Annotated in this window: 11 protein-coding genes and 2 tRNA genes; 10 read left to right on the top strand and 3 right to left on the bottom strand. The window is 69.7% G+C overall.

The window, feature by feature from the left end; translation table 11 throughout:
• Window positions 1–58: 58 nt before the first annotated feature.
• The 3 genes from ABZY57_RS22195 to ABZY57_RS22185 all read left to right on the top strand — a co-directional run bounded on the left by ABZY57_RS22195 (window position 59) and on the right by ABZY57_RS22185 (window position 2,257).
• Window positions 59–1,480 carry a pyridoxal-dependent decarboxylase gene (locus ABZY57_RS22195; protein ID WP_356514473.1) on the top strand — a complete coding sequence of 474 codons (1,422 nt, stop codon included), beginning with the start codon at window positions 59–61 and terminating at the stop codon, window positions 1,478–1,480.
• On the top strand, window positions 1,477–1,932 hold the full coding sequence (locus tag ABZY57_RS22190; RefSeq protein ID WP_356514471.1) for an HD domain-containing protein: 456 nt from the start codon (window positions 1,477–1,479) through the stop codon (window positions 1,930–1,932). The genes ABZY57_RS22195 and ABZY57_RS22190 overlap by 4 nt, the downstream gene beginning before the upstream one ends.
• Window positions 1,933–2,062: 130 nt before the next feature.
• Window positions 2,063–2,257 (top strand): hypothetical protein, encoded by a 195-nt coding sequence (locus ABZY57_RS22185; protein ID WP_250739483.1) that lies wholly within the window; start codon window positions 2,063–2,065, stop codon window positions 2,255–2,257.
• Between the two features lie 542 nt (window positions 2,258–2,799).
• Here ABZY57_RS22185 and ABZY57_RS22180 read toward each other — a convergent pair.
• Window positions 2,800–2,870: transfer RNA gene (locus ABZY57_RS22180), tRNA-Gly, on the bottom strand.
• Window positions 2,871–3,059: 189 nt separating this feature from the next.
• On the opposite strand from ABZY57_RS22180, the gene ABZY57_RS22175 reads away from it, so the two are divergent.
• From ABZY57_RS22175 to clpX, 5 genes are all read left to right on the top strand, one after another.
• Window positions 3,060–3,136, top strand: a tRNA-Pro gene (locus ABZY57_RS22175).
• Between the two features lie 188 nt (window positions 3,137–3,324).
• Entirely contained in the window at window positions 3,325–4,719 is a 1,395-nt protein-coding gene (tig, locus tag ABZY57_RS22170) for a trigger factor (protein ID WP_356514468.1), read from the top strand.
• Between the two features lie 298 nt (window positions 4,720–5,017).
• Complete coding sequence (locus ABZY57_RS22165) at window positions 5,018–5,635, top strand: ATP-dependent Clp protease proteolytic subunit (RefSeq protein WP_254383059.1); 618 nt, start codon at window positions 5,018–5,020, stop codon at window positions 5,633–5,635.
• A 92-nt stretch (window positions 5,636–5,727) separates the two neighbouring features.
• Window positions 5,728–6,399 carry an ATP-dependent Clp protease proteolytic subunit gene (locus ABZY57_RS22160; protein WP_302169399.1) on the top strand — a complete coding sequence of 224 codons (672 nt, stop codon included), beginning with the start codon at window positions 5,728–5,730 and terminating at the stop codon, window positions 6,397–6,399.
• Window positions 6,400–6,552: 153 nt separating this feature from the next.
• Entirely contained in the window at window positions 6,553–7,839 is a 1,287-nt protein-coding gene (gene clpX, locus ABZY57_RS22155) for an ATP-dependent Clp protease ATP-binding subunit ClpX (protein WP_250739478.1), read from the top strand.
• An 80-nt stretch (window positions 7,840–7,919) separates the two neighbouring features.
• Here the strand turns inward: clpX and ABZY57_RS22150 are convergent, their stop codons facing one another.
• Window positions 7,920–8,888: a hypothetical protein gene (locus tag ABZY57_RS22150; RefSeq protein WP_356514465.1), complete on the bottom strand. Its 969-nt coding sequence runs from the start codon at window positions 8,886–8,888 to the stop codon at window positions 7,920–7,922.
• A 127-nt stretch (window positions 8,889–9,015) separates the two neighbouring features.
• On the opposite strand from ABZY57_RS22150, the gene ABZY57_RS22145 reads away from it, so the two are divergent.
• Entirely contained in the window at window positions 9,016–11,637 is a 2,622-nt protein-coding gene (locus tag ABZY57_RS22145) for a valine--tRNA ligase (RefSeq protein ID WP_356514463.1), read from the top strand.
• Window positions 11,638–11,726: 89 nt separating this feature from the next.
• Here ABZY57_RS22145 and ABZY57_RS22140 read toward each other — a convergent pair whose 3' ends face one another.
• Window positions 11,727–12,362 (bottom strand): vitamin K epoxide reductase family protein, encoded by a 636-nt coding sequence (locus tag ABZY57_RS22140; RefSeq protein WP_356514461.1) that lies wholly within the window; start codon window positions 12,360–12,362, stop codon window positions 11,727–11,729.
• 152 nt (window positions 12,363–12,514) lie between these two features.
• Between ABZY57_RS22140 and ABZY57_RS22135 the strand changes: the two genes are divergently transcribed.
• Window positions 12,515–13,666 carry a histidine kinase gene (locus tag ABZY57_RS22135; RefSeq protein ID WP_356514459.1) on the top strand — a complete coding sequence of 384 codons (1,152 nt, stop codon included), beginning with the start codon at window positions 12,515–12,517 and terminating at the stop codon, window positions 13,664–13,666.
• Window positions 13,667–13,687: the final 21 nt, after the last annotated feature.

Genomic DNA, 13,687 nt, shown 5'->3' with positions numbered 1-13,687 from the left:
AGCCACTCACCCCCGATTGGCCCGCCCGACCCGGCCCGGCGACGCCTACCGTGCCCCCATGGACCGCACCCTCGCCGCCGACCTGGCCCGCCTCCCCGAGCTCCTCGACGCCGTCCGCGACGCCGCCGCCGCGACCCTCGCAGCACTGGACGCGCGTCCCGTCGTACCAGTGCCGCCGCCGCACCCGGCGGAGCCCACCCCGCCGCACCCGGCGGAGCCCACCCCGCCGCTCCCCGAGCACGGCGCCGGCACCGAAGCCGCCCTCGCGGCCTTCGCGGAGCGCTGGGCGCCGCGGCTGTCGGCCTCCGCCGGTCCCCGCTACCTCGGCTTCGTCACCGGCGGCGCCACTCCCGCCGCCCTCGCGGGCGACTGGCTCACCGCCGCCCACGACCAGAACTCCAACTCCGCCCTGGACGGAGGCGGCCAGGACCTCGAACGCGAAACCGTCACCTGGCTCCGCGACCTGTTCCACCTCTCCGCCGCCCACACCGGCACCTTCGTCAGCGGCGCCACCATGTCCAACACCACCGGCCTGGCCATCGCCCGCGAATGGCTCGGCGAACGCCTCGGCGTCTCCCCGTCCGAGGACGGCGCGGCCGCGCTCGGCCCGGTCCGCGTCCTCTCGGGCGCCCCGCACTCCTCCATCGCCAAGGCCCTCTCCGTCCTCGGACTCGGCCGCGCCGCCCTGGTCCCCGTACCGACCCTGCCCGGCCGCGAGGCCGTCGACCCGGCCGCCCTGGACCGCGCCCTCGCCGACACGCCCGGCCGCCCCGCCGTGGTCGTCGCCAACGCCGGCACCGTCAACACCGTGGACTTCGACGACCTCCGCGCCATCGCCGCACTCCGCGAACGCCACGACTTCTGGCTGCACACGGACGCCGCCTTCGGCGCGTTCGCCGCGCTCTCCCCGGAGCACGCCCACCTCACCGAGGGCCTCGACGCCTCCGACTCGGTCTGCGTCGACCTGCACAAGTGGCTCAACGTCCCCTATGACAGCGCCGTCCAGTTCACCCGCCGCCGCGACCTGCAGGCCCGCGTCTTCCAGAACGCCGCCGCCTACCTCGGCCCCCTCGGCGAGAACCCCGACCTGGTGCACCTCACCCCGGAGAACTCCCACCGGCTGCGCGCCCTCGCCGCCTGGTTCACGCTGCGCGCCTACGGTCGCGAGGGCCACCGCGAGATCGTGGAACGGGACATCGCCTGCGCCCGCTCGCTCGGCGAATCCCTCACCCGGGACCCGTACTTCACCGTCCTCGCTCCCGTCCGCCTGAACGTCGTCTGCTTCACCCTCGCGGGGGCACCCACCACAACCCGCCTGACGGCCCTGCGCGAAGCGGCCGGACCCGAGGTGTTCGTCACCCCGACGACCTACGCGGGAACCCCCGCCCTGCGCGCGGCGTTCTCCAACTGGCGCACCACACAAGCAGACGTACGCCGGATCGCGCAGGCCCTCCACACGGCGGCGAAGGAGCTCGGATGACCAGCGGCCCGCTCACCCTCATCGAGGTCGAGGCACTCGCCCGCACCGCGCACGAGGGCCAGACCGACAAGGCCGGCCGGCCGTACGCGGAACACCTCGCCGCCGTCGCCGAGGGCGTCCGCGCCCGCGGAGGCACCGCCGAACAGCAGGCGGCGGCCTGGCTCCACGACGCGATCGAGGACGAAGCCCTCACTCCTGCCTGGCTGGAATCGGCCGGACTCCCGCAGTCCGTCAAGGACATGGTCCTGGCCGTCACCAAACGCCCCGGTGAACCCGTCGAGGCCTACGCGGCCCGCATCCTCGCCACCCCGGGCGCCCTCCTGGTCAAGGAAGCCGACCTGGCCCACAACGCGGACCCCGCCCGCCTCGCGGTCCTCGACGCCCCCACCCGCGACCGGCTGTCCGTGAAGTACGCCTATGTCCGCACTCTCCTCGGCCTCACCACCCCCTGACGCAAAACCACCACCGTCTCTTCGTCACGAGACGGATAGCCGGGGCGGGTTGGTGGGAGGATGGACCATGTGGGGGTGCGCACGGCAGTGCCCCGGGCCGACCAGAGGACGACCGAAGGTGTGATCAGAAGTGGCCATTTCGCTATCAGTAGTGGTTCTGTTGGCGATCATCCTCGTGGTGCTCGTCCGCGGAGGCCACCTCAAGGCCGGCCCCGCGATCGTCGCGGTCCTCTTCGGCTTCTTCCTCGCGTCCAGCTCCATCGCCCCGGACGTGAACCGCTTCCTGAACTCCCTCGCGGACACCATCGCGGGCATCAAACTCTGACCCCGCCGGGGTCTCTCCGAGGAGTTCTCGATCGGTGCGAGACCCCGGGAACGACGTAAGGCCAGGTCAGAAGATGTCTCTGACCTGGCCCTTTCGGTTTCTGCACGGATGGCGCGCATCGAACCCACCCAGGCGCGCATGGCCTGCCACCCCCACCGTGAGGCGCCGGATTCACCCAACCGGCTGTGGCGCGAGGCGTGTCGGCACGCGGGATCAAGGGGCTGCGCTTCCATGACCGCCGGTCGACGGGCCATGTGCTGGCCGCGTCAACAGATATCGGCGTGAGGGCAGTTGATGACGCGGACGGCCACAGCGCCGCTCGCGCCGTGCTCATCCGTCCGTACCCCGGTGCCGATCGGGACCGGCTGATCGCCGACGGCTGAGCCTGCTCGCGGGGGAGGGGCGGAAGCCGGCGAAGGGCGCGAAGGAAGATCCACCGCCCCAGGGGCGCGCAGGGGGCGCGGGGGCCGGATCGCAGCCCCCGGGAACGACGAAGGGCCAGGTCGAGGAAATCTCCTCTGACCTGGCCCTTTGCGTCTCTGAGCGGGTGACGGGAATCGAACCCGCGTAGCTAGTTTGGAAGACTAGTGCTCTACCATTGAGCTACACCCGCAGTACGTGCGACGCAGGTCCGGGGACCGCGGCACGAACAGCATCCTAGCGGGTTCCGGCGGCCGATCGCACACTGCATTTCGCGCCCGCGTGCGGCCGCGCCCGCATCGCGGCGGGCTCCAGGTGCCCCTTTCGCCGAAACTCCGCACGGCGGAGGGTCTTCGGGCATGTACCCTACGTGTCGCACCGACGGGGTGTGGCGCAGCTTGGTAGCGCGTCCGCTTTGGGAGCGGAAGGTCGTCGGTTCGAATCCGGCCACCCCGACCAGCAGGAGGACCGCGCGATCCCCTCTTCGGGACCGCGTCGATGATCGCGTTGTGGGCTGATTGCCGCTTGCGGCTACTATGCAAGCTGCGTGCCCGTGTGTCTGATGTACCGGGCCCGATCCGCTGAGAACCGCTAGACCGCGGCGACAAGCAGAGACCCCCAGCAGTCAGCCACAAGGAGACCGAACCGTGAAGAGCGCCGTGGAGACCCTGAACCCGACTCGGGTTCGGCTCACTGTTGAGGTGCCCTTCGAGGAGCTCAAGGACAGCCTCGACGCGGCCTACAAGAAGATCAACCAGCAGGTCACGGTGAAGGGCTTCCGCAAGGGCAAGATCCCGGCCCGCGTCATCGACCAGCGCTTCGGCCGCGGTGCGGTGCTGGAGGAGGCCGTCAACGACGCCCTCCCGAAGTTCTACACCGAGGCCGTCAACGAGGCCGACCTGAACCCGCTGGGCCAGCCCGACGTCGACATCACGGAGCTGAAGGACGGCGAGCTGCTGGCCTTCACCGCCGAGGTCGACATCCGTCCCGCGATCGAGATCCCGGACTACTCCGGCATCGAGGTCACCGTGGACGCCGTCGAGGTCTCGGACGAGGACGTCGAGAAGTCGGTCGAGCAGCTGCGCGGCCGTTTCGCGTCCACCAAGGACGTCGAGCGCGCGGCCGAGGACGGCGACGTCGTCACCATCGACCTCGAGGCCAAGGTCGACGGCGAGGTGCTGGAGGACGGTGTCGCCCAGGACGTCTCCTACACCATCGGCTCGGGCGAGCTTCTCGAAGGCATCGACGAGGCCGTCAAGGGCCTGGAGGCCGGTGGCGAGGCCACCTTCACCTCTCAGCTGAGGGGCGGCTCCGCCGAGGGCAAGGACGCCGAGGTCACCGTCAAGGTCACCAAGGTCTCCGCCCGTGAGCTGCCGGAGTTGGACGACGAGTTCGCCGGCATGGCGAGCGAGTTCGACACCCTCGACGAGCTGAAGGCCGACAGCCGCAAGCGCCTCGAGAACATGAAGCAGTACGACCAGGCCACGCAGGCCCAGGAGCGCGTCCTGGAGAAGCTGCTGGAGCTCGTCGAGGTCCCGATCCCCGAGAAGCTCCTCGCGGACGAGGTCCAGACCCGCAAGCACAACCTCGAGCACCACCAGCTCGGCCAGATGGGTCTCACCATCGAGAAGTACCTGGAGATCCAGGGCAAGACGGTCGAGGAGTTCGACGCCGAGACCGCCGAGCAGGCGATCAAGGGCATCAAGACCCAGTTCGTCCTCGACGAGCTGGTCAACAAGGAGAAGCTGAACGTGAACCAGGAGGAGCTCACCGAGCACCTCATGCGTCGCGCCGCCTCCTCCGGCATGTCCCCCGACCAGTTCGCCCAGGCGGTCGTCGAGGGTGGCCAGGTTCCGATGCTCGTCGGCGAGGTCGCCCGCGGCAAGGCCCTCGCGGCCGTCGTCGAGGCCGCCAAGGTCACCGACACCAACGGTGAGGTTGTCGACCTCTCCGACGACGAGGACGAGCTCGAGCAGGCTGCCGAGACCGTCGAGAACGCGGTCGAGGCCGACGGCGAGATCGCGGCCGACGAAGCCAAGTAACACCGGGGGTCACCCCCCGCTGAGCAGTACCTGAGCACGGCCCGGAGGGCCCGTACGCCATCGCGTCCGGGCCCTTCGGCGTCCCCGTCGAAGACCCTCCGCGAGGGGCCTGTGACCTTGCGCTCCGAGCGAACAGTTCGGGAAGCGGGATGGCGTTGTCCTAGCTGCGCGTTAGGGTCCATGAATACGAGGGCACGGGAGTACCCGACGCCGGTGGACATCGTCCGCACGGCAGGTCCGCGCCCCAGAACGAGACGCTGAGACGGCACATGGCCGTCGGAGACGAGCAGGTGGATACGTGACGAATCTGAAGCCTTACGCCGCGGGTGAGCCGTCCATCGGTGGCGGCCTCGGCGACCATGTCTACAACCGGCTGCTCGGCGAGCGCATCATCTTCCTCGGCCAGCAGGTCGACGACGACATCGCCAACAAGATCACCGCGCAGCTCCTCCTCCTGGCCGCCGAGCCGGAGAAGGACATCTACCTGTACATCAACAGCCCCGGTGGCTCCGTGACGGCCGGCATGGCGGTCTACGACACCATGCAGTACATCCCGAACGACGTCGTCACCATCGGTATGGGCATGGCGGCCTCCATGGGCCAGTTCCTGCTCACCGGCGGTACCCCGGGCAAGCGCTTCGCGCTTCCGAACACCGACATCCTGATGCACCAGGGCTCCGCCGGTATCGGTGGCACCGCATCGGACATCAAGATCCAGGCCCAGTACCTGCTGCGTACGAAGCAGCGCATGGCTGAGATCACCGCGCACCACTCCGGCCAGACCGTGGAGACGATCATCCGCGACGGCGACCGCGACCGCTGGTACACGGCGCAGGAGGCCAAGGACTACGGCCTCATCGACGAGATCATCTCCGCCGCGTCGCTGGTCCCGGGCGGCGGCGGCACCGGGGCCTGATTCCCGGCCCCGGCCCGGCGTACGGGATCCCGCACGGGGGCTCGTACGCCCGCCCGCACCAGGCAAGCCTCAGCCCGCAGAACGCCACCAGGATGGTGAACACCCAGATGCACATGAACAACCTTTCTCCCGCGAGCGGCCTCTACACCGGCGCGCCGGTGGACAACCGCTACGTCGTGCCGCGCTTCGTGGAGCGCACCTCGCAGGGCGTGCGCGAGTACGACCCGTACGCGAAGCTCTTCGAGGAGCGCATCATCTTCCTCGGCGTGCAGATCGACGACGCCTCCGCCAACGACGTCATGGCGCAGCTGCTGTGCCTGGAGTCGATGGACCCGGACCGCGACATCTACCTGTACATCAACAGCCCCGGCGGCTCCTTCACCGCGCTGACGGCGATCTACGACACGATGCAGTTCGTGAAGCCGGACATCTCGACGGTCTGCATGGGCCAGGCGGCCTCCGCCGCCGCCGTCCTGCTCGCCGCCGGTGCGCCCGGCAAGCGCATGGCGCTGCCGAACGCCCGCGTGCTGATCCACCAGCCCTCGGGCGGCACCGGACGCGAGCAGCTCTCCGACCTGGAGATCGCGGCCAACGAGATCCTGCGCATGCGCGACCAGCTGGAGACCATGCTGGCCACGCACTCCTCGACGCCGATCGAGAAGATCCGCGACGACATCGAGCGCGACAAGATCCTCACGGCTCAGGACGCGCTGGCGTACGGCCTGATCGACCAGGTCGTCGCGACCCGTAAGACTTCGAACTGATCCTTGCCGCCAGTTGGCGCGGGCACCTCGCCGGATTGGGCGATGTGAACCACGTCAAGGGGGCCCCGCACGGGGCCCCCGGCAAGGTACCGTCGGATATGAGGCACCAGGAGCGCTGAACCAGGCGTCTCCCAGGCGAAGGGGAAGCACCTCGTGGCACGCATCGGTGACGGCGGCGACCTGCTCAAGTGCTCGTTCTGCGGAAAGAGCCAGAAGCAGGTGAAGAAGCTCATCGCGGGACCCGGTGTGTACATCTGCGACGAGTGCATCGACCTCTGCAACGAGATCATCGAAGAGGAACTCGCGGAGACCTCCGAGGTCCGCTGGGAAGAACTTCCCAAGCCCCGTGAGATCTACGAGTTCCTGGAGAGCTACGTCGTCGGCCAGGAGCCGGCGAAGAAGGCGCTCTCCGTCGCGGTGTACAACCACTACAAGCGCGTCCAGGCCGGCGAGAACGGCGGCGGGACGGGCCGGGACGACGCGATCGAGCTCGCGAAGTCCAACATCCTCCTGCTCGGCCCCACGGGCTCGGGCAAGACGCTGCTGGCCCAGACGCTCGCCCGCATGCTCAACGTCCCGTTCGCCATCGCGGACGCGACGGCGCTCACGGAGGCCGGGTACGTCGGCGAGGACGTCGAGAACATCCTACTCAAGCTGATCCAGGCGGCCGACTACGACGTCAAGAAGGCCGAAACCGGGATCATCTACATCGACGAGATCGACAAGGTCGCCCGTAAGAGCGAGAACCCGTCGATCACGCGCGACGTGAGCGGCGAGGGCGTGCAGCAGGCCCTCCTGAAGATCCTGGAAGGCACCACCGCTTCCGTTCCGCCGCAGGGCGGCCGCAAGCACCCGCACCAGGAATTCATCCAGATCGACACGACGAACGTGCTGTTCATCGTGGGCGGCGCCTTCTCCGGCCTGGAGCGGATCATCGAGTCCCGCGCCGGCGCCAAGGGCATCGGCTTCGGGGCGACCATCCGCTCGAAGCGCGAGATCGAGGCGAGCAACCAGTTCCAGGAGGTCATGCCGGAGGACCTGGTGAAGTTCGGGATGATCCCCGAGTTCATCGGACGTCTGCCCGTCATCACCTCGGTCCACAACCTGGACCGCGAGGCCCTACTCCAGATCCTCATCGAGCCGCGCAACGCCCTGGTGAAGCAGTACCAGCGGCTGTTCGAACTCGACGGCGTGGAGCTGGACTTCGAGCGCGAGGCCCTCGAAGCCATCGCCGACCAGGCGATCCTGCGCCAGACCGGCGCGCGAGGCCTGCGCGCCATCATGGAAGAGGTCCTGATGTCGGTGATGTACGAGGTCCCGTCCCGCAAGGACGTGGCCCGCGTGGTCATCACCTCGGACGTGGTCCGCTCCAACGTCAACCCGACGCTTGTCCCGCGGATCGTCCCGAAGGACCAGGGCCCGCACGAGAAGTCGGCGTAAGCATTCGGCAGGACACGCGGACATGAGGAAGGGCGCCCCCGGAGCGGGGGCGCCCTTCCTCATGTGGTGGGTGCGGGCGGCTAGTTCTTGACGCGCGCCGTGTTGTAGAGCTTCGCGTTCAGCTCGGCGGTCTGGGCGAGGGTGTAGCCCTTGCCGCCGGTCATCATCTTGGCGATGTCGATGCTCGTGGTCACGCCCATGGTGCTGTAGTCCGTCCAGATGCACATCGGGAACGTGACTTCCTTGGGCTCCAGCGGGTTGGTGGAGGGCTTCTTGGAGACGATCTTCATCTCCTGGCACTTCATCAGCGCGCCGCTGAACCCGGCCGGCTTGAAGGTCTCGGGGGAGCCGATGAGCTGGACGTCGGCGTCCTTGTCCTTTTCCTCCAGGCTGGCAGCCCTGATCATCGCGAACGAGGCGTCGAGGGTCTTCGCCGGGTCCGCGATCTCGCCGTAGAACCCGGAGAAGCTGAGGGACTTGGACTCCAGCGGCTTGGCCGGGTCGGAGATCTCGTAGCCCTGGCCGACCTTGGTCGGGTTCTTGATGCCGATCGCCTCGGTCTCCTTCTTCTCCTTGTCGTCCATCTTGTTGTCCGAGCTGCTGCTCTTGGCGCTCTTCTTGAAGTCGTTCACCGTCGCCGGCGGGACGATCTTGTAGCCCTTGGTGGAGGCGGAGACGTCACCGTTGCCGGCGCTCGAGCCCAGGAACCAGTACGCGCCGCCGCCGATCACGGCCACCGCCAGGACCACCGCGATGATCACGCCGGCCTTCGACTTCTTCGGCTGCGGGGGCACCCCGCCGCCGTACGGGGGCTGCTGCGGGTAGCCGCCGTACGGGGGCTGCTGCTGGGGCGGGTAGCCGGGCTGCTGCTGCGGGTAGCCCTGCTGCGGGACTCCCTGGGGGGCCTGCTGCGGGTATCCGTACCCCGGCTGCTGGCCGTAGGGCCCGGGCTGCTGTCCGTACGGGCCCGGCTGCTGCGGCTGCTGCCCGTAGGGCCCCGGCTGCTGCGGCTGCTGGCCCCCGTACGGTCCCGGCTGGTTGTAGCTCATCCCGCGTCCCCCCATGAGGTTGTTTATGCGTCCCACACATCCTGGCGGAAGCCGGAGGTGCTCAGGGCGCCGGGTCCTGGGAAAGCCGGTTTCATGACTGGACTGTTACCGCTCTAAACTGTGGCTCGTGACCGAGAACACGCAGACACCCAGCAGCCCCTACTCCGAACTGCCGACTTCGTACGCGCCGGCCGATGTAGAGGGGAAGCTCTACGAGCGCTGGGTAGAGCGTGGGTACTTCGAGGCCGACGAGAAGAGCGACAAGCCTCCCTTCGCCATCGTCATCCCGCCGCCGAACGTCACCGGAAGCCTCCACCTGGGGCACGCCTTCGAGCACACGCTGATCGACGCCATCACCCGCCGCAAGCGCATGCAGGGCTACGAGACCCTGTGGCAGCCCGGCATGGACCACGCGGGCATCGCCACCCAGAACGTCGTCGAGCGCGAGCTCGCCAAGGAGGGCAAGTCCCGCCACGACCTGGGCCGCGAGGCCTTCGTCGAGCGCGTCTGGCAGTGGAAGGGCGAGTCGGGCGGCCAGATCTCCGGCCAGATGCGCCGCCTCGGCGACGGCGTCGACTGGTCGCGCGAGCGCTTCACCATGGACGAGGGCCTGTCCGAGGCCGTCCAGACCATCTTCAAGAAGCTCTACGACGACGAGCTGATCTACCGCGCCGAGCGCATCATCAACTGGTGCCCGCGCTGCCTCACCGCGATCTCCGACATCGAGGTCGAGTACCAGGACGACGAGGGCGAGCTCGTCTCGATCCGCTACGGCGAGGGCGACGCCTCCATCGTCGTCGCGACGACCCGCGCCGAAACGATGCTGGGTGACACGGCTGTTGCCGTCCACCCCGGCGACGAGCGCTACAAGCACCTCGTCGGCACCGAGATCGAGCTGCCGCTCACCGGCCGCCGCATCCCGGTCGTCGCCGACGAGCACGTCGACCCGGAGTTCGGCACCGGAGCGGTCAAGGTGACCCCGGCGCACGACCCCAACGACTTCGAGATCGGCCAGCGCCACGGCCTGCCCAACCTCGCCGTCATGGACGAGCACGCCGTCATCACCGTCCACGGCCCCTTCCAGGGCCTGGACCGCCTGGAGGCACGTTCCGCCATCGTCGCCGCGCTGCGCGCCGAGGGCCGGATCGTCGCCGAGAAGCGCCCGTACACGCACTCCGTCGGCCACTGTTCGCGCTGCAAGACCACCATCGAGCCGCGCCTGTCGCTCCAGTGGTGGGTCAAGGTCGGCCCGCTCGCCAAGGCCGCCGGTGACGCGGTCCGCGACGGTCAGGTCAAGATCCACCCGCAGGAGATGGAGAAGCGCTACTTCGACTGGGTCGACAACCTCCACGACTGGTGCATCTCGCGCCAGCTGTGGTGGGGCCACCGCATCCCCGTCTGGTACGGCCCGAACGGCGAGATCGTCTGCGTCGGCCCCGACGAGCAGCCGCCGAGCGGCGAGGGCTGGACCCAGGACACCGACGTCCTGGACACCTGGTTCTCCTCCGGCCTGTGGCCGTTCTCCACGCTCGGCTGGCCGCAGCAGACCGACAGCCTGGCGAAGTTCTACCCGAACGCCGTCCTGGTCACCGGCTACGACATCCTCTTCTTCTGGGTCGCCCGGATGATGATGTTCGGCCTGTACGCGATGGACGGCACCCCGCCGTTCCACACCATCGCCCTGCACGGCATGGTCCGCGACGAGCGCGGCAAGAAGATGTCGAAGTCCTTCGGCAACGCGGTCAACCCGCTGGACTGGATGGACAAGTACGGCTCCGACGCGGTCCGCTTCACCCTGGCGCGCGGCGCCAACCCGGGTGTCGACGTCCCGATCGGTGAGGACTGGGTCCAGGCCTCCAGCAAGTTCGCCAACAAGATCTGGAACGCGACCCGCTTCGCGATGATGAACGGCGCCACGATCGAGGGCGACCTGCCGTCGGTCGGGGAGATGTCGGCGACCGACCGCTGGATCCTGTCCCGGCTGAACGAGACGGTCGCGCAGGCCGACGCCTTCTACGAGGACTACCAGTTCTCGAAGCTCAGCGAGGCGCTCTACCACTTCGCGTGGGACGAGGTCTTCGACTGGTACGTCGAGCTGTCGAAGACGACCTTCTTCGCGGGCGGCGAGCCGGCCAAGGCCTCCGCGCGGGTCCTCGGAGAGGTCCTCGACGTCATGCTGCGCCTGCTGCACCCGGTGGTCCCCTTCGTCACCGAGACCCTGTGGACCACGCTGACCGGCGGCGAGTCCCTCGTGATCGCCGACTGGCCGAAGGACAGCGGCTTCCGCGACGCGGCCGCCAAGGCCGAGATCGAGGGCATCCAGGGCCTGGTCCGCGAGGTCCGCCGGTTCCGCAAGGAGCAGGGCCTGGACGACAAGCAGAAGGTCCCGGCCCGCCTGGACCTGTCCGCGACCACGCTGGCCGCCCACGAAGCCGCGATCCGCCAGGTGCTGCGCCTCCAGCCGGAGGGCGATGCCTTCAGCGCCACCGCGACCCTGCCGGTCGCCGGCGCCACCGTCGCGCTCGACCTGTCGGGCACCATCGACGTGGAGGCGGAGCGCAAGCGGCTGAGCAAGGACCTGGCCGCCGCCGAGAAGGAGAAGCAGCAGGCCGAGGCGAAGCTCGGGAACGAGGCGTTCATCGCCAAGGCCCCCGACAACGTCGTGGACAAGATCAAGGGCCGGCTGGCCAAGGCCGAGGCGGACATCGCCCGGCTGACGTCCCAGCTGGAGACGCTGCCCGCCGCCTGACGGCGCCCGTAGGACGCAAGCGAAGGCCCCCACGCCGTCGGTCGACGTGGGGGCCTTCGCGGTATCCGTTCCCCGGAAGGGGCCCGGCGTCACAGCAGCCGGGCACCGAACTTCGACAGGACGAGCACCGCGACCACGCCGTACGCGCCCAGGGGCACCAGCCAGTGCGGGACCGCCCGGAGCCGGGAGCCGGCCGGGGCCAGGTGGAGGGTGACGTACCAGAACAGCGGGATCATCACCGCCCAGACGGCCATGCACCAGGGGCACAGGGCCCCGATCACGTACAGGCACTGGCTGATCAGCCACACCGTGAAGGCGAACCCGGCCGTGATCCCGGCCCACAGCCCGCGCCACAGCCACCGGGGGAGCACCGCCCCGGCGACCAGGGCCGTACCCAGTCCGGCGAGGGCCGCGAAGCCGGCGAGGCCGAGCAGCATGTTGGGGAAGCCGAGGAGGTTGCCCTGCCAGGTGGTCATCACGTCGCCGCAGCTCAGCACCGCGTTGACGTTGCAGCCCGGGGTGAAGAGCGGGTCCTCCAGGGTGCGGATGCGGTCGTAGGTGAGGACGCCGGAGGCGAGGGCGCCGATGAGGCCGCCGATCAGCAGGAGCAGGGCGGTGCCCTGCGGGGCGGCTGTTCCCCGTGGGGCGGCTGTTCCCCGTGGGGTGGCGGTTCCCCGATGGCCGGCCGTTCCCCGATGGGTCGTCGTTCCCCGGTGGGTGGTCATTCTCCCGACGCTACGAGCCTGCGAGCGGCCCCGGGTAGAGAGGGAAGGCCTCCGGGCCGGGGACCTCCGACCTGTCCGAAGTGCCCTAAATCACGCTTTCTCGGGTCCTGGCGGCCCGGATCCGCGGGTGCCGAGCACGGATGATGGAGGGCATGCACGTCACGCCCGCCCTCTCGGCGCACCACCGGCTCCTGGCCTTCGGCCGCCGGCTCGCGCAGGGCTGGGCCGGTTCGCCGCGCGCGATGGACCTGCTCGCGGCTCTCGGCTGCCTGGGCCTGATGGCGCTCGACCTGCCGGGCCTGGCCGCCGCCGACAACTCCCTGAGCGGGCCCGCCGCCGCGGTCGTGCTGGCGCTCGGCTGCTCCACGCTGCTGGTGCGGCGCCGGCTGCCCTGGGTCTCGTTCCTCGCCGCACTGCTCTTCATCGGCTGGCTGCACGAGCTGACCCTGATCCAGTTCGCGCTGTACTCGGTGGGCCGCTTCCGCGGGCGCCGCGCCGGCGTCCTCGCCACCCTGGTCTACCTCGCCTTCGCGGTCCTCCTGTTCTGCACCGTCCCGGGCTGGCCGCTGGCCCGGGCCGAGTCGCTCAGTTCCTTCCTCGGCCTGGTCGTGCCCATCGGGGTGCTCGCCTCGGCCGTGGGCATCGCCGCCTACCGGCACGACCTCGTGCGCGAGCTCGACACCCGGCGCGCCGAGTCCGCCGTCCTGCAGGCCGTCCAGCAGGAGCGGACCTCCGTCGCCCGCGACGTCCACGACTTCGTCGGCCGCGAGCTGACCCTGCTCACGGTCCGCTCCGAGGTGCTGTCGATGCGGACGCGGGAGACGGCGTACGCGAAGGACTTCGAAGAGCTCGCCGACACCGCCCGCCGGGCCCACCTGGTGCTCAACGAGATCATCGTGCAGCGCGGGGAGCGGCCGGCCACCCCCGGCGTGGACGGGCTGGCGGCGCTCGCGCGGGAGAGCGGGCGCGCGGGTTCGCCCGTACGGCTCGACCTGGACCCGGCCGTCCACGGGCTGTCGCCGCTGCGCCAGGCCGCGGTCTACCGGGTGGTGCAGGAATGCCTGACCAACGCCGCCAAGCACGCGCGCGGGGAGACCATCGAGGTGTCCATCACCGCGGACGGGCCGCAGCTGCGGATCGCCGTCCGCAACGGGCTGGCGCAGCGCAATCCGACCAGGGCCCCCGTCTCGGCGGGCTCGGGCACGGCGAGCATGTCCGAGCGCGTGCGCAGCCTGGGCGGCACCCTCACGGCGACGCGCACGCAGGACGCGTACGAGGTCTTCGCGACCCTCCCGAAGGGCTGAGCGCGCCGGCGCCCCCTGGGG

The organism is Streptomyces sp. NPDC006450, assembly GCF_040612195.1.
Classification (GTDB): Bacteria; Actinomycetota; Actinomycetes; order Streptomycetales; family Streptomycetaceae; genus Streptomyces.
This window is presented reverse-complemented; position numbering and strand designations above follow the sequence as displayed.